23 protein-coding genes are annotated in these 20,403 nt (G+C 74.0%); 13 read left to right on the forward strand and 10 right to left on the reverse strand.

Translation table 11 applies throughout. From position 1 onward, the window contains the following. Positions 1-113: 113 nt before the first annotated feature. Complete coding sequence (locus tag IEY20_RS17115; protein WP_229728018.1) at positions 114-377, reverse strand: hypothetical protein; 264 nt, start codon at positions 375-377, stop codon at positions 114-116. On the opposite strand from IEY20_RS17115, the gene IEY20_RS17485 reads away from it, so the two are divergent. Continuing rightward, on the forward strand, positions 259-549 hold the full coding sequence (locus IEY20_RS17485; RefSeq protein WP_504739297.1) for a four-helix bundle copper-binding protein: 291 nt from the start codon (positions 259-261) through the stop codon (positions 547-549). The genes IEY20_RS17115 and IEY20_RS17485 overlap by 119 nt on opposite strands. A 43-nt stretch (positions 550-592) precedes the next feature. On the opposite strand, the gene IEY20_RS11575 is transcribed toward IEY20_RS17485, so the two are convergent. Together IEY20_RS11575 and IEY20_RS11580 are read right to left on the reverse strand one after the other, a co-directional pair. Continuing rightward, positions 593-841: a nuclease gene (locus IEY20_RS11575; protein ID WP_175328786.1), complete on the reverse strand. Its 249-nt coding sequence runs from the start codon at positions 839-841 to the stop codon at positions 593-595. A gap of 172 nt (positions 842-1,013) precedes the next feature. After that, positions 1,014-1,850, reverse strand: a complete 837-nt coding sequence (locus tag IEY20_RS11580) for an exodeoxyribonuclease III (RefSeq protein ID WP_022904357.1) — start codon at positions 1,848-1,850, stop codon at positions 1,014-1,016. A 76-nt stretch (positions 1,851-1,926) separates the two neighbouring features. On the opposite strand from IEY20_RS11580, the gene IEY20_RS11585 reads away from it, so the two are divergent. From IEY20_RS11585 to IEY20_RS11605, 5 genes are read left to right on the forward strand one after another with little or no spacing between them, the layout of a single operon-like run. Beyond that, positions 1,927-2,370, forward strand: coding sequence for an Asp23/Gls24 family envelope stress response protein (locus IEY20_RS11585; protein WP_031273832.1), 444 nt, complete (start codon positions 1,927-1,929; stop codon positions 2,368-2,370). After that, positions 2,367-2,558: a DUF2273 domain-containing protein gene (locus IEY20_RS11590; protein WP_175328785.1), complete on the forward strand. Its 192-nt coding sequence runs from the start codon at positions 2,367-2,369 to the stop codon at positions 2,556-2,558. Before IEY20_RS11585 ends, IEY20_RS11590 begins: the two co-directional genes overlap by 4 nt. Beyond that, a complete protein-coding gene (locus IEY20_RS11595) occupies positions 2,555-2,926 on the forward strand; it encodes a hypothetical protein (protein ID WP_175328784.1) in 372 nt (123 codons plus the stop codon). The genes IEY20_RS11590 and IEY20_RS11595 overlap by 4 nt, the downstream gene beginning before the upstream one ends. Further along, entirely contained in the window at positions 2,923-3,546 is a 624-nt protein-coding gene (locus tag IEY20_RS11600) for a hypothetical protein (RefSeq protein ID WP_175328783.1), read from the forward strand. The genes IEY20_RS11595 and IEY20_RS11600 overlap by 4 nt, the downstream gene beginning before the upstream one ends. Then, positions 3,543-4,139 carry a hypothetical protein gene (locus IEY20_RS11605; RefSeq protein ID WP_175328782.1) on the forward strand — a complete coding sequence of 199 codons (597 nt, stop codon included), beginning with the start codon at positions 3,543-3,545 and terminating at the stop codon, positions 4,137-4,139. Before IEY20_RS11600 ends, IEY20_RS11605 begins: the two co-directional genes overlap by 4 nt. A gap of 220 nt (positions 4,140-4,359) precedes the next feature. Here IEY20_RS11605 and IEY20_RS11610 read toward each other — a convergent pair whose 3' ends face one another. Continuing rightward, positions 4,360-5,727, reverse strand: coding sequence for a M23 family metallopeptidase (locus IEY20_RS11610; protein ID WP_175328781.1), 1,368 nt, complete (start codon positions 5,725-5,727; stop codon positions 4,360-4,362). Between the two features lie 63 nt (positions 5,728-5,790). Further along, the gene (locus IEY20_RS11615) at positions 5,791-7,449 is read right to left on the reverse strand and encodes a hypothetical protein (RefSeq protein ID WP_022904350.1); all 1,659 of its coding nucleotides are present in this window, start codon (positions 7,447-7,449) and stop codon (positions 5,791-5,793) included. Positions 7,450-7,547: 98 nt separating this feature from the next. Here IEY20_RS11615 and pyrE point away from each other — a divergent pair, with 98 nt between their 5' ends. Then, positions 7,548-8,099, forward strand: a complete 552-nt coding sequence (gene pyrE, locus IEY20_RS11620) for an orotate phosphoribosyltransferase (RefSeq protein ID WP_175328780.1) — start codon at positions 7,548-7,550, stop codon at positions 8,097-8,099. After that, positions 8,096-10,342 (forward strand): septum formation family protein, encoded by a 2,247-nt coding sequence (locus tag IEY20_RS11625; RefSeq protein WP_175328779.1) that lies wholly within the window; start codon positions 8,096-8,098, stop codon positions 10,340-10,342. The genes pyrE and IEY20_RS11625 overlap by 4 nt, the downstream gene beginning before the upstream one ends. A gap of 139 nt (positions 10,343-10,481) precedes the next feature. Here IEY20_RS11625 and IEY20_RS11630 read toward each other — a convergent pair whose 3' ends face one another. After that, the gene (locus tag IEY20_RS11630) at positions 10,482-11,435 is read right to left on the reverse strand and encodes an aldo/keto reductase (RefSeq protein WP_175328778.1); all 954 of its coding nucleotides are present in this window, start codon (positions 11,433-11,435) and stop codon (positions 10,482-10,484) included. A 106-nt stretch (positions 11,436-11,541) separates the two neighbouring features. Here IEY20_RS11630 and IEY20_RS11635 point away from each other — a divergent pair, with 106 nt between their 5' ends. Next, on the forward strand, positions 11,542-12,186 hold the full coding sequence (locus IEY20_RS11635) for a HEAT repeat domain-containing protein (protein WP_175328777.1): 645 nt from the start codon (positions 11,542-11,544) through the stop codon (positions 12,184-12,186). A 341-nt stretch (positions 12,187-12,527) separates the two neighbouring features. Then, positions 12,528-13,832 carry a calcium:cation antiporter family protein gene (locus IEY20_RS11640; RefSeq protein WP_022904344.1) on the forward strand — a complete coding sequence of 435 codons (1,305 nt, stop codon included), beginning with the start codon at positions 12,528-12,530 and terminating at the stop codon, positions 13,830-13,832. Here the strand turns inward: IEY20_RS11640 and IEY20_RS11645 are convergent. After that, the gene (locus IEY20_RS11645) at positions 13,762-14,655 is read right to left on the reverse strand and encodes a metal-dependent transcriptional regulator (RefSeq protein ID WP_229728020.1); all 894 of its coding nucleotides are present in this window, start codon (positions 14,653-14,655) and stop codon (positions 13,762-13,764) included. The two genes, IEY20_RS11640 and IEY20_RS11645, sit on opposite strands and share 71 nt — an antisense overlap. A 23-nt stretch (positions 14,656-14,678) precedes the next feature. Between IEY20_RS11645 and IEY20_RS11650 the strand changes: the two genes are divergently transcribed. Beyond that, a complete protein-coding gene (locus IEY20_RS11650; protein WP_175328776.1) occupies positions 14,679-15,557 on the forward strand; it encodes a CPBP family intramembrane glutamic endopeptidase in 879 nt (292 codons plus the stop codon). A gap of 118 nt (positions 15,558-15,675) precedes the next feature. On the opposite strand, the gene IEY20_RS11655 is transcribed toward IEY20_RS11650, so the two are convergent. Further along, entirely contained in the window at positions 15,676-16,473 is a 798-nt protein-coding gene (locus tag IEY20_RS11655) for an HAD-IIA family hydrolase (RefSeq protein WP_022904341.1), read from the reverse strand. A 184-nt stretch (positions 16,474-16,657) separates the two neighbouring features. Here IEY20_RS11655 and IEY20_RS11660 point away from each other — a divergent pair, with 184 nt between their 5' ends. Both IEY20_RS11660 and IEY20_RS11665 read left to right on the forward strand, forming a co-directional pair. Further along, the gene (locus IEY20_RS11660; RefSeq protein WP_175328775.1) at positions 16,658-17,356 is read left to right on the forward strand and encodes a TetR/AcrR family transcriptional regulator; all 699 of its coding nucleotides are present in this window, start codon (positions 16,658-16,660) and stop codon (positions 17,354-17,356) included. A 10-nt stretch (positions 17,357-17,366) separates the two neighbouring features. After that, on the forward strand, positions 17,367-18,029 hold the full coding sequence (locus tag IEY20_RS11665) for a TrmH family RNA methyltransferase (protein ID WP_188889153.1): 663 nt from the start codon (positions 17,367-17,369) through the stop codon (positions 18,027-18,029). An 8-nt stretch (positions 18,030-18,037) separates the two neighbouring features. Here IEY20_RS11665 and IEY20_RS11670 read toward each other — a convergent pair whose 3' ends face one another. Together IEY20_RS11670 and IEY20_RS11675 are read right to left on the reverse strand one after the other, a co-directional pair. Then, positions 18,038-19,198, reverse strand: coding sequence for a PP2C family protein-serine/threonine phosphatase (locus IEY20_RS11670; RefSeq protein WP_175328774.1), 1,161 nt, complete (start codon positions 19,196-19,198; stop codon positions 18,038-18,040). Between the two features lie 54 nt (positions 19,199-19,252). Beyond that, positions 19,253-20,275, reverse strand: coding sequence for a LacI family DNA-binding transcriptional regulator (locus tag IEY20_RS11675; RefSeq protein ID WP_229728021.1), 1,023 nt, complete (start codon positions 20,273-20,275; stop codon positions 19,253-19,255). Positions 20,276-20,403 lie beyond the last annotated feature (128 nt).

The following is a 20,403-nucleotide window of genomic DNA, read 5'->3' on the forward strand; positions in this document are numbered from 1 at the left end:
CGCACCGTGCCTCCCGTCGGGTGGTGGGCGCGGACGCGCCGAGAGCGAGCGGGTGCTGCGGACTCTTCACGCGCTCGTAGCCTGCGCCGCGGACGGCGCGCGTACCGTGGCGGTCACGACCACGAGGAACGGGAGACCACGATGGACACGATGGCGATGATGAAGACCATGTCGGCGGACGCGATGCCGATGGCGATGGACATGGAGATGATGCAGGACACGATGATGGCGATGAACGCCGCGTCGATGGCCGCGACCATGTGCTCCGCCTCCGACATGCGCACGGGCGGCGAGATGGCCACCTGCGCGGCGATGTGCTCGAACACGGCGATGCTCGCGGACACCGGCATGCGCATGATGATGCGTCCGATGGGCATGGACGCCGAGGCCATGCGCACGATGCTCGCCGCCTGCGTGGCGATGGGCACGGCGTGCGCAGCGGAGTGCCGGCAGCACGCGGACATGGACGAGTCGTGCCGCTACTGCGCGATGGCGTGCGACGAGATGGTCGCCAAGTGCCGGGCGATGATGGACGCGATGCCCGCCTGACGACGTGACCCCGCGTTCGGCGGGCCGTGCTCAGCCGAGGCGGTCAGGCGTCCCGAGCGGTCGTGCGGACCCCGCCGGAGCTGAGGAGCTCAGCCACCGGATGGTGGGCGACCGGGGCCCCGACGGACGCGAGGGCGTCGGCGTCCGCCACCCGGAGCCGGGTCAGCGCGCCGTCGAGGAACGCGACGACGAGGTGAGCCTCGTGCGCCTCGACGACGATGCCGTCACGCCACGCGGCGGGGTTGGCGTCGGCCATGACGCGCTGGATCGGGAGGACGGTCGTGCGGGACATGGCTTCACCTGCTCTCGGGAGCGGCGACGGTGCGTCGCCGGTGCAGGAAACCTACGTCCGCCCCGGGCCGTCGACAACGGCGGCGGACGCCGGGCGTAACAGAGCCGCACACGGTGCGGTGCCGCTGTGCTCCGAGCGGTGCAGCTGTGCTCCGAGCGGTGCCGCTCGGGCGTCAGAAGATCATCGGCCGGTCGTCGTCGAGCGAGGTGTCCAGGTCGAGGTCGACCGACACCGGCACGTGGTCGCTCGGCGCGTCGCCCTTGCGCTCGTTGCGGTGGATCGCGGCGTCGGTCACCACGTCGGCGAAGGCCTGGGAACCGAGCACGAAGTCGATGCGCATGCCCTCGTTGCGGGGGAAGCGGAGCTGCTTGTAGTCCCAGTACGTGTAGCCGTCCGGCACGATCGGCCGGACGACGTCCTGCAGCCCGCGCTCCTCGAACGCACGGAACGCGGCGCGCTCGGGTTCGCTCACGTGCGTGGCGCCCTCGAACACCCGCACGTCCCAGACGTCCTGGTCGAGCGGCGCGACGTTCCAGTCGCCCATGAGCGCCAGCGGCAGTTCCGGGTCGTCGGACAGCCACTCCGCGGTGCGGTCGGCGAGCTGCGCGAGCCAGTCGAGCTTGTACGTGTAGTGCGGGTCGCCGAGCTCGCGACCGTTCGGCACGTAGAGGCTCCAGAGGCGGACACCGTCGACCGTGACGCCGATCGCGCGGGCCTCGACGGGGAGGTCCGGGCCCTCGTGGCCCTTGAGGAAGCCGGGCTGCCCGGGGAAGTCGCGCGTGACGTCCTCCATCGGCAGCCGGCTGGCGAAGGCGACGCCGTTCCACTGGTTCAGGCCGTGCGCCTCCACCTGGTAGCCGGCCGCCTCGAACGCCTCGGTCGGGAACTGCTCCGGTTTGCACTTGATCTCCTGCATGCCGAGGACGTCGACGTCCTCACGCACGAGCCAGTCGACGATCCGCCCCACTCGGGTGCGGACGGAGTTCACGTTCCAGGTCGCCACGCGCATGGTCCGAACCTACCGGTCCCTCCCCGGCCGGATGGTGTTCGCTGGGGTGCACCACCGGATCAGATCGGGGACCACCATGGCACCCACCACGGACCGCGTCGACGGGCCCACCACTGGCTCGCCGACGACGCAGGTCACCACCAAGGGTAGGACGATCATCGACGACGCGGTCGTCGCGAAGGTCGCCGGCATCGCCGCCCGCGACGTGCCCGGCGTGCACGCCCTCGGCGGCAACGCGGCCCGGGCGTTCGGCGCGATCCGCGACGCCATCGGTTCCAGCGCCCTCGGGCAGGGCGTCCGCGTCGAGGTGGGTGAGACGCAGGCCGCGGTCGACGTCACCATCGTCGTCGAGTACCCCGTCCCGATGATGGAGGTCGCCTCGGCCGTCCGTGCTGCCGTGACCACCGCCGTCACCGACCTGGTCGGGCTCGAGGTCACCGAGGTCAACGTGGCGATCAACGACGTCGAGATCCCCGGACTGCCCGCCGCGACCGAGGACGCCGAGGGCCGCGTGCGATGAACGCCACCGTGGTCGGCGCCGGGGTCGGCGCCGTGCTCGCGATCGTCGCCGTCACGCTCGGCTTCTGGGCGTTCGTGGTGGTGGCGGCCGCCATGCTCGTCGGGGCACTGGTGGGTCGGATCGTGAGCGGCGACCTCGACGTCCGCCGCCTCGCCGACGTCCTCCGCGGACGCCGGAGCTCGTCGTGAGTCACGCCGTCGTCGCCGGCGCTCCCGGCAGCGGCGGCGTCGTCCCCGGTTGGGACCGCATCGGTTCGGCCGCGCTCGTGCACACGGCCCAGGCCGTCGCCGCCGAGGCGCTCCGCGCGCCCCTCCGGGACGTTCGCGCCCGGGTCACCGGCGACGGGCGCGGTTCGCTGTCGGTCGAGGTCACCGCCCCGCTGCGCGTCCCCGTGCTCGGCTCCGGCGCGGTGCCGACCGAGCCCGTGCTCGTCACCACGCACCGCGCCCGGGGCACCATCGCGGACCGGGTCCACGCCATCACGGGACGCCAGGTCGACCGGGTCGACGTCACCTACGCCTCGTCGGTCGTCGACGTCCCCCGGAGGGTCCGGTGAGCGCCGCCGCTCCACGCGACGTCGACGTGCCGCGCGCCGCCCCGGACGACCGGGTCCACCGCCGCGTGCTCCGTCGCGAGACGACGGCGTCCCGCTCGGGGACCGTCGTCGTCGCGATGCTGCTCGTCGTGCTCCTCGCCGCCGTCGTGGTGATCGCCGCGTCGGCCGTCCTGCTCGGCCAGGGGGTGCTCGGCGTCGACCCACGCGCGGTCGTCGACGCGGCTGCGCGGGCGCCCGGCGGGCTCGACACGACCGTCGTCGTCACCGTCGGCGCCGTCGTCGCGGTCCTCGGGCTGACCCTGCTGCTCCGGGGTCTCCTGCCGAAGCGCCTGCCCCGGCACACGATGCCGTCCGAGCGGCTCGCGGTCATCGTGGACGACGAGGTGCTCGCCTCCGCCGTGGCCCGCGCCGCCCGCTCGGCGACCCGGCTCGAACCCGACGCGGCCGTCGGCACCGTCGGGCGCCGGACCGTGGACGTGGTCCTCCGCCCGGCCGCCGGCGTGGACGTCCCCGTGCTCGACGCCACCGACGCCGTGCAGCGCGAGCTCGACGCCGTCGCCGCACAGCCGACCGTCACCGCGCACGTCCGGGTCCAGCCGACCGGGAGGGTGGACGGGTGAACGCGACGAACCGTGTCCTCGGACGCATCGCCCTGGTGCTCGTCGGGCTCGCCCTGCTGGGCGTCGGGGTCGTGACCGCGCTCGTGCCGACCATCCCGGCCGTCGGGGCGGTGTGGCAGGACGTCGCCCGGGCGGGGCTCGCCGACCTCGCCCCCGGAGCGGCACGGCAGGCCTCGATCGCGGCGTGGACGGCGCTCCTCGGCGGGGCCGTCGTGCTCGGCGTCCTCGCCCTCGTGGTGCTCAGCACGCTCGGCGGCGGGCGGACCGGCACGGTCGTCGAGGACGACGGCGGCGCGGACGGTGTCGCCGGCTCCGTGCGGATCGAGGCCGCGGCGGTCCAGCACGCGCTGTCCTCGGCGATCGGCGACCTGCCCCAGGTGCCCTCGCTCGCGGTCGACGTCTACCGGGTCCGGGGGCGTCGGGCCGTCCGCATCCGTGTCCGGCCCCGCCGGGGTGCGGGACCGCGGGAGCTCACCGAGCGTGTCGAGGCCGTCGTCGCGGACCTCGACGCGGTGCTCGGGGAGCGGCTGCCCGTGCTGCTCGAGATCGCGCGCGGGGGAGCGGGGTCGGGGAAGCCGGACCGCGTGCACTGACGCTGGCGGCGGTGCCGGTGCGGGCGGTGGCGCCTGCCGGTGCCGGTGCGGGTGCCGGTGCGGTGTGCTGGCGCACAACCGAAAGCACCCCGAACCACGCGATCACGCGGTTCGGGGTGCTTTCCGTTGTGCGAGCGCGAGCGCGGGCGCGGGCGCGAGCGCGCGGCGGCGGGGCGCTGCGCGGGCGCGCGGCCGCCCGCCGCCCGCGCGCGGCGCTCGGCTAGAACGCGACGCCGCGGGCCGCGAAGAACGGCACCGGGTCGGTGGTGGTCCCGCCCGTGTGCACCTCGATGTGCGAGTGGCAGCCCGTCGAGTTGCCGGTCGACCCCACGAGCGCGATGAGCTGTCCGGCCGAGACCTGCTGGCCGGGCGACACCCGGAACCCGCCGTTCACGATGTGGCCGTAGGCGGTCTGGTAGCCGCCCGCGTGGGAGATGCGGACGTAGTTGCCGTAGCCGCCGTACCACCCGACGTAGTCGACCGTGCAGGCAGCCGCCGCGACGATCGCACTCGAGCACGCACTCCCGAGGTCGACGCCCTCGTGGAAGATCACGCCGCCGTGGATCGGGTGCACCCGGTACCCGTACGGGCTCGTGATCCAACCGCTCGCGGGCCGCACCCAGCCGGTGCCGGAGCCGGACCCGGCGGAGCCACCGGACGAACCGCCGCTCGACCCGCTCGACCCGCTCGACCCACCCGACGAACTCCCGCTCGACCCGCCGCCGCTGTTCGCCGCGGCTGCCCGCGCGCGTTCGGCGGCCGCGGCGCGCTCGGCTGCTTCACGCGCTGCCTTCTCCTCCGCGGCCTTGCGGACGGCCTCGCCCTTCGCGAACTCCTTCTCGGAGCGGACGCGCCCCGAGGTCAGGGTCGCGAGCTGCGCGTCGAGCCTCGCCTTGTTCGACTGCTGTTCGTCGTAGGCCGTCTGCACCCGGTCGGACGCCGCCTGCGCCTCGTCCATGCGGTCCTGCGCCGCCTGCGCGAGCTCGTCGAGCTTCTCCGCGGCGCGGTCGGCCTGCGCGGTCAGCGACCGGGCCACCGCGGCGTCGGCGGTCGCCGCGGCCTCGACCCGTTCGGCCTGCTCCGACAGCTTGCTCAGGGCGCCGAGGTTGTAGAGGAGGTCGGAGGCGTCCTCGGTGCTCCCCACGACGGAGGCGGTGACGTCCGCACCGCCGGAGCGAGCCATCTGCGCGGCGAGCTGGCCCGCCTGTGCGGCGCTCTGCTCGGCCACCTCGGCGTGCTCATCGGCATCGGCGCGGAGGCGCTGCTCGCGTTCGGCTGCCTGCTGGGCTGCGGTCTGGGCGTCGTAGAACTCGTCGCCGAGCCGCTCCGCCTCGTCCTGCGCCGCCTCGAGGTCGGCGGACAGCCCGTCGATGATGCCGCGGATCCGGGTGATCTGGCCCTGCTTGTCGGACTCCTTGCCGCGGGCGGCGAGGACGTCGTCCCACGAGGGGTACGTCTTCGCCTGCGCTGCCGGGGCGTCCAGCACGACGGTGCCCACGAGTCCGGCGAGCGCCAGGCCGGTCACGGCGAGACGGAGCGGGAGGACCGGGAGCCGGCGGGCGGGACGGTGGCGGGTGGCGCGGGTCACGGTGGCGAGCCTATACATCCGTACAGGCAGGACCGGCTGTCGGCGCGCCGCTGTGGACGACTCTCAGAAGCCGCGGTCCCGGAGCGTCTGCTCGGCGCTCTGCACCACGCGGTCGCGGAGCACGGCCGCCCCGGTGGTCCCCGCGTAGTCGTAGACGTCGAAGCCCGTGCAGTGGGTGATCGACGCGGGGCTCCCGAGCGAGTCCTCCACAGCCCGGGTCCACACGTCCCCGGACCCGATGACGACGAACGTCGGCCGTGCCCCGCGGTACGCGCCGAGGTCGACGAGCCAGGGGTAGGTGTCGAACGTGTCCCGGACCTGCAAGAGTTCGACGTTCGGGGCGGCGTACGTCGCGAGCGGCCGCACCGTCCAGAACTGACCGACGCCCGTGACGTCCCGTCCGGCCGCCCACCGGTCGAGGCAGCGGGCAGCGGTGTAGCGCGCGTCCGTGACCGTCCGGACCGTGCCCGGGACGGCCGCGACCCCGGCGACGAGCACCGCCGCCGCGCCGATCGCGAGGACGGTCCGCACCGCCCGCGACGGTCGGTGCACCCGTGTGGCGCGGACCGCGGTGCGGGTGAGCTCGGCGACCGCGACGATCGCGAGCAGCGGCGCGGTGACGATCGGCTCGAGGTAGCGCGGGGTCTCCGATCCGGCGACGACGACCCCGACGGACACCGCCACGACCGTCACCAGCGGCAGCACCGTGGCGACGAGGACCGTCCGTGCGGTCCGGACCCGCCACGCCCACACGGTGCCGCCGACGGCGAGCAGCACGCCGACGAAGAGCAGCAGCAGCCCGGCGTCGCCTGCCGCGGAGGCCGCACGGTCGTCGGTGAGCTGCGCGAAGAACGCCAGGGTGTCGACCGCACGGGACGGGTGCACGTACGTCGCGGGGTCGAGGGAGACGAACGGGCGCAGCGGGACCCGGACGAGGTACCCGGCCACGGAGCCGACCACGAGGACCGACCCGAGCAGCAGTGACGGCCGCCACGGCACCCGGCGCGCGAGCGCGAGCAGCACCAGCGTCACGATCACCGGCCCGGCCGACCACGGGACGTACAGGGGGTTCGACGCCGTCGTCAGCGCGGCGACGAGCCCGAGCGTGACGAGGACGGGCACGGACGCCCGGCCGGTCCGCACCGCGCGGAGCACGAGCACGGCCGTGCCGAGCATGGCGAGCACCGCGCCGTAGTAGTAGGTGGTCGTGAGCAGCAAGGAGGCGAGCTCGAGCGACGTAGCCGTCGCCGTCGACTCCGTGAGCACGAGCGCCGTCACGAAGGCGAGCGCGAGCCCGGCGACCGCGATCCGTGCCGGGCGCCCGGCGGCGGGCATGAGCTCGTTCGCCGCCGCACGGAGGAGCGCGTACACGGCGAGCAGCACCAGCAGGCCGTTCAGCGTGAGCGCCTGCTGCGGCGTCGCGGTCACGACCGAGCACAGGAGGTAGACGGGCAGCTCGGGGAAGAAGAACAGCGCGGGGGACATCGCCCACTCGAACGGCTGCCCGGCGTCGAGCGACCGTCGGACCAGCGGCAGGAGCACCGAGTCGCCGTCGTACCAGAGGAGCGCGACGCGCGGCGTCGCGATGACGTGCCGCAACGCGATGACGGACAGGGCCAGCGCGACCAGCGCGCCCAGTGCCTCCCGGCCGACCGCGACCCACCTGCCCGCGGGGGCCGCGCGCCCGGCCTCGACTGCGGGCGACGGTGCGGAGCGGGACATGCTCCGGAGCGTACCGAGGCGGGCTCGGCGCAGGCCTCCCGGCGTGCAGCGGGCGATCAGCAGCGGCGTACCACCCCGACCGGCTACTCTGGTGCGCTGTGACGGACGTGCGTGCCCAGTTGATCGACCACATCAAGGCCGATGCCGTGTTCCACGGCGACTTCACCCTGACGAGCGGGAAGCAGGCGTCGTACTACATCGACCTGCGCAAGGTGAGCCTCGACCACCGGGTCGCGCCGCTCATCGGACAGGTGATGACCGACCTCATCGCCGAGGTGCCGGACGTCGCCGCCGTGGGTGGGCTGACCATGGGTGCCGACCCGATCGCGAGCGCGGTGCTGCACCAGGCGGCCGCCCGCGGACTCGCGTACGACGCCTTCGTGGTGCGCAAGGAGCCGAAGGACCACGGGCGCGGCCGCCAGGTCGAGGGCCCCGACGTCGCGGGCAAGCGCGTCATCGTGCTCGAGGACACCTCCACGACCGGCGGCTCGCCGCTCAAGGCCGCCGAGGCGCTCGAGCGCGAGGGCGCGATCATCGCCGCCGGGGCCGTCGTGGTGGACCGCGACACCGGGGCGAAGGAGAAGATCGAGGCCGCCGGGTACCCCTACTTCGCCGCGATCGGACTGGCCGACCTGGGGTTGTCCGCGTGACCGGGGAGCGTCCGGACGACGCGCAGCGCCCCGGGGACACCGCCGGTTCCGGAGACGGGACCGACGGCCTGGAGGCGCGGCGCGCGTCGGACGCGGACGCTCCGTTCCACGGTCTCCGCAGTGCCGCGGACATCTTCGGCGCTCCCCGCTCGGCCGACGACTGGCCGTCCCGACGGGAGCGTCGAGAGGCGATCAAGGCCGCCCAGGAGACGGGTGCACCGCTGCCGGAGCCGTTCGCCGCTCCGGAGGAGGAGCCGACCTCGGCGCCCGAGCCGACCTCGGCGCCGGAGCCGGACGACGCGACGCCGTCCCGTGCCGACCGCGACGGCGGTGCGGGTGCCGGAGCCGACGACGCCGCCACCCAGGCGATCTCGATGCCCGAGCAGCTCTCGGCGCCGTCGCAGCACGCACACCCGAGCTCGATCCAGCTCCCGACGGCCCGGTCGAACCGCGACGCCCGTGCGGCCGAGGCGCGGGCACTCGACGACGAGCGTCGACGGGTGGACCCGACCGGGACCGGACGCGAGGACGTCGACTGGCTCGGCCGCGCCACCGGGACGGGCACCGGCGCGGTGACCGTGGGCGAGCCGATGGCCCGCCAGCCGCTCGGGGTCGAGGACGCGCTGCCCTCCTCGGACGAGCCGCCGAGCTTCACCGAGCTGCTCGGGCTGGAGTCCTCCGACCGCGACGTCGACGCTCCGGGCCCGGACCGCCCGTTCGACTGGGCGGTGCGGGACGACGCGACCGGTGAGGTGCCGACGGCGCTCACCTCGGACGCCTTCGCGACGACGGCCTTCGAGACCGTCGCGCTGGCGGGGGAGCAGCCTGCGTCCGCGCCGGGTGCGGGCGGCATCGCTGCGGCCGGGGCGGGAGCGGCTGCGCTGGCCCCGGGCGAGCCGGCTTCGGGTGCGGCTCCTGCGGGTGCGCCGGCTGCCGGAGCGCCGTCGGACGGGGACGACCCCGACGCGCCGACCACGCGACTGTCCGTGCCGGACGCGGCCACGGGCCTCCCTGTCGAGCCGTCGCGCCCCGCGACACCGGTCGAGGCGGCACCGGCCGAGCCCTCCGCGACGACGCCGGCCACGAGCTGGTCGCTGTCGGACGAGGCCGAGGACACCCCCACCGTCGCCTTCGAGCCGCCCCGCTCGGCCACTGCGTCGCCCTGGTGGGCCGAACCCGACGACGTGGCCCCGCCGACGGCCGCTCCGCCGCTCGTCGAGCCCACCCCCGAGACCTACCCCGCACACCTGCCGCCCTCCGTCGGGCAGGACTTCGACGGCCTGCTCGGATCCGACGACGACCGTCCCGTCACCGAGCCCGTCGCCGCGCCCGCTGCCCGCCCGTTGCGCCCGGAGGACATCGACCAGTCGGAGTGGACCGACCGCGAGACGAGCGACACGAGCGCGATCAAGGACCTCTTCGGCACCGCCGCCGTCGACCAGCTCGGCGCGACCGGCTACGACCCGCACGACACCGGCACGGCGATGCTGCCCGCCGTCGGTGCGGCGTCCGGAGCCGCCGCCGGCTCCTCCGGCCGTGGGACCGGTGCCACGACCGCGCCGTCGTCCTCGCCGGCGAAGCAGGGCGTCATCAACCAGCAGTTCGCCCGGCTCCAGGGCGAGGGCAAGCGCGGGAAGCAGATCCTCATCGGCGGCTCGGTCGTGCTCATCGTCGTGCTGCTCGTGCTGGTGTTCCTCTTCGCCCGGTGGATCATGGGCAACACCGTCGCGGACCACCTCACGCCGACCTCGTCGCCGAGCGCTGCGGCGCAGTCCGCCGAGTCGTCGAGCTCGCCGTCGACCACACCCTCCGCCGAGGCGCAGCCCGCCCAGACGCAGCCGGCGGGCATCGTGTTCGCGACCACGCAGGCGACGCCCGGGGAGCACTCGTGGACCGAGCTCGCGGGCGGGGAGTGCCTGGCGGCGCCGTACACGGACGCGTGGGCCCAGACCTACACCGTCGTCGACTGCTCGGCGCCGCACGTGGCGCAGCTGACCGCGCGGCTCCCGGTGCAGGCGGATGCGTGGCCGGGGGCGGACGCGCTCGCGGCGCAGGCGAGCGAGCAGTGCCAGACCTCGGCGGCACTCGACACGGCGGCTGCGGCGTCGTACGGCGACGTGCAGGTGCAGGGGTCGTACGCGCCCGATTCGTCGACGTGGGACCGCGGGGACACGTTCATCGCGTGCTTCGTGACGCGGTCGTCGGGGCAGACGCTCACAGGGTCGCTCGCGCCGACGTCCTAGGCCGCGGGGGCGGTGCCGCTGTCGGGGACGCCGCTGTCGGGCGACGTGGTCGTCGTCGTGCGACCGCGGCGGTGTCGTTCCGCGTCGGCGCAGCGCGCCCGCGCCCGCACCCGCGCCCGCACCAGAGCCCGCGGCCGGGTCAGCGCGCGGCGGGGACCTTCGCGGACGCGTCCGTCAGGGTCTGCAGCTCCTCCGGCGTGAGCTCGAGTTCCGCCGATGCCAGCAGGGCAGGCAGCTGCTCGGTGTTCCGTGCACTCGCGATCGGCGCGACCACGTCCGGCTGTGCCTGCAGCCAGGCGAGGGACACGGTCGCGATCGCCACGCCGTGGGCGTCGGCGATGGTGTCGAGGGCGTCGACGACCGCGAGCCCCTCGTCGGTGAAGTATCCCGACACCTGCCCCTCGCGGTCCGCGCCGGCGAAGTCCTCCTTCGTGCGGTACTTGCCCGTCAGGAAGCCGGCCGCGAGCGCGAAGTACGGCACGACCCCGAGGTGCTCGGCGGCGGCGAGCGGCGCGATCTCCGACTCGTACGGCTCCCGCGTCACGAGGTTGTAGTGCGGCTGGATCGCGACCGGCTTCGCGAGTCCGTTCTCGTCCGCGATCCGGATCCACTCCTCCGCGCGAGCTCGGGAGTAGTTCGAGATCGCGGTGTACCGGACGAGCCCCTCGCGGACGAGCTGGTCGAACGCGCGGACGGTCTCCTCCAGCGGCGTCGACTCGTCGTCGAAGTGCGCGTAGTAGAGGTCGATGCGGTCCGTCCCGAGCCGCTCCAGGCTGGCACGCGCTGCCGCCGCGACGGTCGACGCCGACAAGCCCTTGTACTCCGGGTGCTGCGAGACCTTTGTCGCGATGACGACGTCGTCGCGCTTGCCCGACGCCCGGAGCCACGATCCGATGACCCGCTCGGACTCGCCGCCGCTGTTGCCCGGCGCCCAGGCCGAGTACACGTCGGCGGAGTCGACGAAGTCGCCGCCGGCGCCCGCGTAGGCGTCGAGGACACGGTGTGAGGTCTCCTCGTCAGCGGTCCAGCCGAAGACGTTGCCGCCGAGGGCGAGGGGGAACACGGTCAGGTCACTGGTACCGATGCGGGGCATTGCGGGTCCTCTCGTGGTCGTTGCCGCGGCGGACCGTCGCGACCCTCCCACGCTATGCCCGGCGACCTGTCGCCCGACCAGAGGCTTCGCAGTGTTGCATGAGGGGATGCCCACGCTCACCGACCACCTCGCCGACCCCCGCTCCTCCGTCCGGCTCCGGGCGGTCATGGCGGCCGGGACGACCGCGGACCCGGCCGACCTCGACGTCCTCCTCGAGCAGTGCGCGACCGACCCCGACCTGCAGGTGCGCGAGGCTCTGACCTGGTCGCTCGTCCGGCTCCCGGCGGAGCTCGTCGTGCCCCGGCTCGTCGCGGAGCTCGACCGCCCCGAGGCGCAGGCGCGTTCGCAGGCGCTGCACACGCTCTCGAAGATCCGCGACGGCTCGGTGTTCGACGAGGTCGCGGAGCGGATCGGGGACACCGACCCCGGCGTCCGGCGGACCGCCTGGCGTGCGGCGGTGGTCCTCGCCCCCGACGCGGAGCGTCCGGCCCTGGCCCGCCGCCTCGCCCTGGAACTCGGCGAGGGCGACCGCGACCGGCGCCTCGCGCTGAGCCGCGCGCTCGTGTCGCTCGGCGAGGACGTCGTCGCACCCGTCCTCGCGGGGGCGACAGCACGACGCGGCGACGCGGTCCGTGCGCACGTGGCCGAGACGGAGCGGCTGCTGCACGACCCGGACGCCGCCTCCTCGCTGGCGCTGGAGCGCGCGCGACGCGAGATGGCGCTGGGACGCAGCAAGCGCGCCTCCGGCTGACGAGGGCCGCTGCGGTGACCCCGTGACGGCCTGGAGGCGCGTGGCGGGCCCGTCCCGTGCCTCCAGGCCGTTCCGCGCCAGCGCTGGGCGGGTGACGGAACCCACGGATTCGGCGTCTCGAACACCCCGGATCGGCTTGCGTGTCGGCGTCGACACCGGCCAGGGTGGGTGTCGAAGGGGAGTAGCTCCCAGCGCGTGCATCGACACACTGACCATCACGACGATCGGTCCGGTGCACCACCCGCGGCCGTCCGGCCCGGGCGAGCGAGACCTTCGGCCGTTCCGCCGTGGCCGAGGTCCTCCCGTGATGCTCCGCCGTGGCTCCGACCAGGAGACCCACCATGACCGACACCCTGTCGAACCCGACACCGCGCACCGCGTCGACACCGACCGCAGGCGCCTCCCGCATGGGCCGCAGCGCCTGGGGCCGCGTCGCGATCTGCGTCGTGCTCGCCGTCCCCGCCGTCGTCTTCCGTCTGACCGGCTTCGCGCCGAACCCCGTCGTCGACCTCCTCGTCTTCGGCGGTGCGGTCGTCGCTGCGTCGTTCCTGCTCGCGTGGGCCGCCGAGGCTGCGCAGAAGGACATCGCGGGTGCCCTGGCCATCGCGATACTCGCGCTCATCGCGGTGCTGCCCGAGTACGCCGTCGACCTCTTCTACGCGTTCCGCTCCGGCTCCGACCCCGCGTTCGAGCAGTTCGCCGCCGCGAACATGACCGGGTCGAACCGGCTCCTGCTCGGGTTCGGCTGGCCGCTCGTCGTGGTGATCTCGCTGCTCGTCGCCCGCCGGTACGTCCGTGCCGGGTCGCTGCCCGCCTCGGCGACGAAGGTGCTGCAGCTCGAGCAGTCCTCGCGGCTCGACATCGGGTTCCTGGCGCTCCTCGCCGTCGTCGCGTTCCTCATCCCGCTCCTCGGCTCGATCCCGCTGTGGTTCGGGTTCGTGCTGCTCGCCGCGTTCGTCGCCTACCTGTGGCGCGCGTCGAAGGTCGCCGACGGTGACGACGACGAAGAGGAGATGGTCGGCATGGCGGGGAACATCGCCTCGATGCCGACCCGTGCCCGGCGCTGGACGATCGTCGCGCTGTTCGTCGTCGCCGCCGCCGTGATCCTGTCGTCCGCCGAGCCCTTCGCCGAGGCGCTCGTGTCCTCCGGCAGCGCACTCGGCATCGACAGCTACTTCCTCGTGCAGTGGCTCGCGCCCCTCGCGACCGAGGCGCCCGAGTTCATCGTCGCCGCGCTCTTCGCCCTGCGCGGCATGGGCGGCGCGGCCATCGGGACGCTCATCGCCTCGAAGGTGAACCAGTGGTCGCTGCTGGTCGGGTCGCTGCCGATCGCACACGTCCTCGGCGGCGGGACCACGGGCGGGCTGCCGCTCGACGGTCGGCAGGTCGAGGAGTTCATGCTCACCGCGTCCCAGACGGTGCTCGGCGTGGCGATCATCATCGCGCTGCGGTTCCACCGGTGGTCGGCGATCGCGCTCGTGGCCCTGTTCGCGGTCCAGTTCGTGGTGACGGACACGAGCGGACGGTGGGTGCTCAGCATCGTGCACCTCGTCGCCGCGGTGGTCGTGTTCTGGATCAACCGGCGGGACATCGCGCCGACGCTCGCGGCACCGTTCCGGCGGCAGCCCGCGGTCGAGCGCGGCTGAGCGCGGGGCGCGGGGCCGAGTCTTGCGTTGAGCGACAGATCTCGCGCGGTTCCGCGCGAGATCTGTCGCTCACCCCGAGTCCCGGGGCCTCGCCGGGGCCGCGCGGCTGCCGCGCGGCCGCGGCGGCCGCGCGGCAGTCGCCGTCGGGGGCGAGCCAGATCGCGGTCGCGGCCGCGGCCGGCAGGTCCACGAGCGACTCCGAGCCGTCGGACGACCGCCGAGACACCGCGATCACGCCCGCGTAGTCCCGGACCTGCTCGACGCGCAGGTGCGTCCCGAGGGCGACTCCGAGCTCGTCGAAGTACCGCAGGAGCGAGGGGTCGTCGTCCGACACCCGGTCGACCGTGCCGCACGCCCCCGGGGCCACGGTGCCGAGGAGCGCACCCGGCGAGTCCGGCACGGAGCCGTCCGCGCGCGGGATCGGATCGCCGTGCGGGTCGTGCGTGGGGTGCCCGAGGTCGACGTCCACCCGGTCGAGGAACGTCTCCGAGACCGCGTGCTCGAGTGCCTCGGCCTCGGTGTGCACCTCGTCCCAGCCGTACCCGAGCCGCTGCACGAGGAACGTCTCGATGAGCCGGTGCCGCCGGACCATCGCCACGGCGACCTGCTGGCCGAGCGGCGTGAGGACGACACCGTAGTACGGGGTGTGCTCGATGAGCCCGTCACGGTCGAGCTTCCGGAGGTTGCCCGACACCGTCGACGCCGAGACCCGGAGCGCCGCGGCGATGTCCCGCGTCGCGAGTCCGCCGCCGCCGCGTTCGCTCGCCTTCCAGATGAGCTTCACGTAGTCCTCGGCCATGGTGCTGAGGGAGGGAAGCCGCATGTGCCAATGGTACAAACGCAGACGTGACGTCAGCAGCCCCGGTCCGCGGGCGGCGCTGGCCGGTCCCTCCGTCGCTGCTGGTCGGCCTCGCCCCGCTCGTGCTCTTCGCCGCGGTCAGCGCCTGGCGGGCACGGCCGAGCGACGACTACCCGACCCTCGGCCAGACCGTCGACAGCGTCGTCCGTTCCCTGGTCGTCCCCGAGGGGATCGCGGTCGTGGCGCTCGCCGTCGTGGTCAGCGGCCTCGGCTGGTGGCGCATCGCGACCGTCGACCCGACCCGCACCCCGCTCCGGTGGACGATGATCGCCCCGCTGGGGATCCTGCTCGTCTGCCTCGTCCGGCTGCCGCTCATCGACTGGAGCGCGCTGCCCGTCCGCTACTTCCTCCTGCTCACGGTCGGGGTGCTGTTCGTCGGCGTGTTCGAGGAGCTGATGACCCGCGGTGTCCTGCTCGTCGGCCTCCGGCGACGCGTGCCCGAGTTCGCCGTGTGGGCGGTGTCGTGCGTCCTCTTCGGCCTGCTGCACCTGCTCAACGTCCTCGCCGGTGCCGGTCTCGGGACGACCGCCGTGCAGGTCGTCTTCGCGGCCTCGTTCGGGTCGACGCTGTACGTGACGCGGCGGCTCACCGGCTCGCTGGTCCCGGCGATGCTGCTGCACGCGTTCTGGGACTTCGGGTCGATCGGCTTCTCGGCGACGGTGCGGCCGGGCGACACGAGCCTGCTTGTCCCGGCCGGGATCATCGGGCTGTTCTCGTTCGCGGTCCTCGCGTTCGGCATCGTCGCCGGCGGGGTGGTCGCGTGGCGGGACGACCGGCCGCGCCGCCTGCGGCGCCGGTGGCGGACGGTCCCGCCCATGGCGGCCGACGCGGTGCGCGGGGACGAGCCGCGCCTCCAGGCGGTCTGACACCGCGCCACACGCGCAGCGCTCGGGCCTGCGGCCGCACGCGCCGCGCTCGGGCCTGCGCCCGTCCGCAACGGGCGCGCACGCCGCGTTCCCGCCCGCACGTGGCGGGCGCGCGCTGCTACAGCTCGACCTCGAACGGCTCGGTCCGGACGAGCTCGTGCACTCCGGAGATGACCTCGCTCGGGCGGAACGGGTAGCGCTCGATCTCGGCCTGGTCGCTGATGCCGGTCATGACGAGCACGGTGTGCAAGCCCGCCTCGATGCCCGCCTGCACGTCGGTGTCCATCCGGTCGCCGATCATGCCGGTGTTCTCGGAGTGCGCCCCGATGCGGTTCATCGCGGAGCGGAACATCATCGGGTTCGGCTTGCCGACGACGTACGGCTGCTTGCCGGTGGCCTTCTCGATCATCGCCGCGATCGCCCCGGTCGCCGGCAGCACGCCCTCGGCGCTCGGTCCCGTCGCGTCCGGGTTGGTGACGATGAAGCGGGCGCCGTCACGGATGAGCCGCACGGCCTTCGTGATCGCCTCGAACGAGTAGTTCCGGGTCTCTCCGACCACCACGTAGTCGGGGGCGGTCTCGGTCATGATGAACCCGGCCTCGTGCAGGGCCGTGGTCATGCCGGCCTCGCCGATCACGAAGGCGGAGCCGCCGGGCATCTGCGAGCGGCAGAAGTCCGCCGTCGCGAGCGCGCTCGTCCAGATGCGCTCCTCGGGCACGTGGAGGCCCGAACCGCGGAGCCGGGCGCTGAGATCGCGCGGGGTGAAGATCGAGTTGTTCGTCAGGACGAGGAACTCCGTGCCCTCGTCGAGCCACTGCTGGATGAGCTCGGGGGCCCCGGGGAGGGCCTGGTTCTCGTGCACCAGCACGCCGTCCATGTCGGTCAGCCAGCACTCGACTTCGTCGCGGGTCGCCATGGCCTCACCCTAGCGGGCGGGTCCGACCCGGCGCGGGTCGGGCCCGTGCCGTCAGGGAGCAGGCCGGGAGGCCCGGAGCGGCTCTTGTGCACCGGCCGCGGTGTGCGGGATGGTCGGTTCACCGAATGTCGTTCGGCTTTGCCCTAGGCTTTTCGGTACACGTACCAGAACAAGGAGTCCCACCGTGCTCGTCGACCCCGCCGTCCCCACCACCGCACCCCGACCCGCTGCCGCGGCGGGCGAGGCCGAGGTGGCACCGCGACGACGCCGGGGCCGACCGAACGTGCTCTCCCGCGAGCAGGTCATCGACGCCGCGACCCGGATCGCCAACGAGGAGGGACTCGACCGGCTCTCCTTCCGCGCCCTCGGTGCCGCGCTCGGCGTCGCGCCGATGACGGTGCACCGCACGATCGGCGGCCTCGAGGACCTGCACGCCGAGCTGGTGCGCCGCACGGTGGACGAGTTCGCCTCGACGTTCGTGTGGCCGTCGGACTGGCGCGAGGTCGTCCGGGTCTTCGCGGTCACCTTCCGCGACCTCATGACCACCCACCCGCTCGTGCTCGAGTCGCACAGCCAGCACGCACCCCTGGCGTCACGCGAGTCCGACGGGGTCGTCCGCACCGTCGTGGGCGCGCTGCGGTCGGCCGGGCTGCCGGACCGCGAGGCGATGTACGCGTTCTTCGTGGTCTACGACTTCGTGGTCGGACACGTCGGCGTCCTCGTGGGCCGGGGCTCCTCCGAGGCCGGACGCCCGGAGCGGCACGCCCTCGTCGGGGAGATCCTCGGCGAGCACTCGTACGAGGAGCGATTCGCCCTCGGCATCGACGTGCTGCTCGCCGGGATCGAGGCGCGGGTGGCCGGGCGACGGGCGTCCGCGTCCTAGTCTGGAGCGCGTGACCGAGCGCCTCCCGTCCGACCCCGGTGCCGCGCCGTCGCCACAGCCCTCCCACGAGCGCACGACCAACGGCGTCGGACCCCACCCCGAGCCGTGGCCGGACGACCCGCGACTCGACCCGGAGCTCCTCGCCGAGGGCGACTCCCGCAACGTCGTCGACCGCTTCCGGTACTGGTCGATGGAGGCGATCGTCGCCGAACTCGACACGCGCCGCCACGCCTTCGACGTCGCGATCGAGAACTGGCAGCACGACCTCAACATCGGGTCCATCGTCCGGAGTGCCAACGCGTTCCTCGCCGGCACCGTGCACATCATCGGCCGGCGACGCTGGAACAAGCGCGGCGCCATGGTGACCGACCGCTACCAGCACGTGCGGTACCACCCGGACGTCGCCGCGTTCCTCGAGGCCATGCGCGCCGAACGGCGGCCGGTCGTCGCGATCGACAACACCGACGGCGCCGAGCGCATCGAGACGGCAGCGATCCCGGAGCGCTGCGTGTTCCTGTTCGGGCAGGAGGGGCCGGGGCTGACCGACGAGGCGGTGGCCGGAGCTGACGCCCACCTCGAGATCACGCAGTACGGGTCCACGCGGAGCATCAACGCGTCGGCGGCCGCGGCCATCGTGATGCACAGCTGGATCGTCCAGCACGCCGCCGACTGACCGGAGCGTCAGGCGTCGCGGGTCAGCAGCACCACGGTCACGTCGTCCTCCGCCCGCTCGGCGGCTCGGAGCCGGACGGCGTCCAGGAACGCGTGGTGGTCCCGGGTGCGCTCGAACGTGCGGGCGAGTTCGGTGAGGGTGTCGATCGTGCCGTCGCCGAGGTCGAGCGCTCCGTCGCTGGCCACGAGCAGCGCGTCGCCGGGGTCCAGCGTCAGCCGGGTCACCGCCCGAGGCGCACCGCCGGGGTGGAGGCCGAGCGGGAGGTCGTGCGACCGGACGACCCGGTGCCGTCCGTCGGCCGCCAGGTGCACCACGAGCCCGTGCCCGGCGTCCACCGCCTCCACGGCACCGCTGTCGAACGCCACCCGGGCGTGGAAGAGCGTGGCGAACGCACTCGTCGCCACGAGGTCCTCCGCGAGCGCCGGCTCCGCGGCCCGGACGGCATCCGCGGGGGCCGCGTCCCGGTGCTGGCGCAGGGCCGCCCGGATGCCGGCCGCGAGGATCGCCGCGGGCTGCTCCTTGCCCATGACGTCGGCGAGCGTGACCGTGAGGTGGTCACCGTCGCTCGACCAGTCGTGCAGGTCGCCGCTCGTGTCGCCGTACGGGACGGACACGGCGGAGACCCGGAAGCCACGGACCGCGACGGACGCCGGCGTGAGCGCACCGACGACGTCGAGCAGACGGTCGTGGTGCAGGCCCTGGCCGAGGGCCCGCTCCGCCCAGCGCCCGAAGTCGATCAGTGCGGCCTCGTCCGCGAGCGAGAACTCGCGCGGTCGGGTGTCCATCAGGCAGAGCGTGCCGACCGGGACCCCGCCGGGCATGGTCAGTGGGACGCCCGCGTAGAACCGGATGCCGCGGTTCGTCACCCCGGGGAGACCGGCGGTCCGCGGGTCGGCGGTGGTGTCGGTGATGACCGTCGGTTCGACCTGCCGGACGGTGAGCTGGCAGAACGACCAGCCGATCGGCCCGGACACGATCTCGTCCGGGATGTTCGGGGTGAGCGTGTGCAGGAGGTCGTCGTCGAGGACGTTGACGTAGGACAGCGGCACGTCGAAGACCTCGCGCGCGACGCGGACGATCCGCTCGAAGCGCTCGGACGGTGCCGCCCCGACCACGTCGAGGGCCGCCACGAGCGCAGCACGCGTCGAGGCCGTGTCTCCGGTGTCCATCGCCCGCTCTCCTGATCCGTCGCGAACCAGGTCAGGCTACCTCTGGGGTCCGTGTCAGCGCCGTGCGGTCGTGCGCCGCGCCACCAGCCGCGGCTCGACCAGGATCTCCCGCGCCGGGGCACCCGGGTCGGCGATGCGCGCCAGCAGCCGCTCCCCGGCGCCCCGCCCGATCTCGACACTGCGGTCGTCGATGCTCGTCAGTCCGACGTAGCGGCTCGCCGCGACCGGGGTGTCGTCGTAGCCGATGACCGACACGTCCTCCGGCACGCGCAGGCCGCGCTCCGCGAGACCGGACAGGGCGCCGATCGCCATCACGTCGTTCGCGGCGAACACCGCCGTGACGTCGGGGTGCTCGTCGAGGAGCACGCCGACGGCCCGCACGCCGGCCTCCTCGGTCGGCTCGCCGGAGAGGACCGCACTGACGACGGACGCACCGGGCCCTGCGGCGGCGATCCGTGCCTCCAGGCCGGTCCGCCGTTCGTCGGAGGCGGCTGACCGCGCGCCCACGAAGCCGATGCGACGGTGGCCGAGGTCGAGGAGGTGCGCAGCGGCGATCGCGCCGCCGGTGCGGTCGTCGTTCGCGACGGTGTCCGCTCGGGGGATCGTGACGCGTCCGCCGGCGACGACGAGCGGCATCGACGCGGGGACCGCGAGGTCCGTGTCCGGCTCGCCCGCGATCACGATCCCCTCGACCCGCATCGACAGGAAGCCCTCCACGGGGGACGCGTCGAGCCCGGTGTTGAGGAACCGGTCGGCGACGACGAGCCGGTGGCCCTGGTCCTGCAGGGACTCGCGGAGGCCGGTGAGCAGGTCGACGAACCACTGGTTCCGGAAGTCGTCGAGGACCACGCCGATCGTGCGGCTCCGCGTGCCGGCGAGGGCGACGGCCGCGGTCGAGGGACGGTAGTCGAGCTCCTGGATCGCCCGCAGGACGGCGGCACGCCGCTGGTCGCTGACCCGGGGGGAGCGCTGGAGCACGAGGGAGACGAGCGACTTGGAGACGCCCGCCCGCGCGGCGACGTCGTAGATGGTCGCCGGCTTGCTGCCGGCGCGCTTGCCGTCGCCCATGATCGGCATCGACCTCCTGGTGTCCGTGTCGATCCTAGCGGGGGTGTCCCGGATGCTGTCGGCGTGACATTTCAGTTCGACCGCCCGGCTCGTGGCCTGTCCGTCGACCGGACGGCGGCGTCCGGCGGGTGCTGATC

Origin of the sequence: Curtobacterium luteum, from assembly GCF_014646995.1 — a bacterium.
Taxonomy (GTDB): Bacteria; Actinomycetota; Actinomycetes; order Actinomycetales; family Microbacteriaceae; genus Curtobacterium; species Curtobacterium luteum.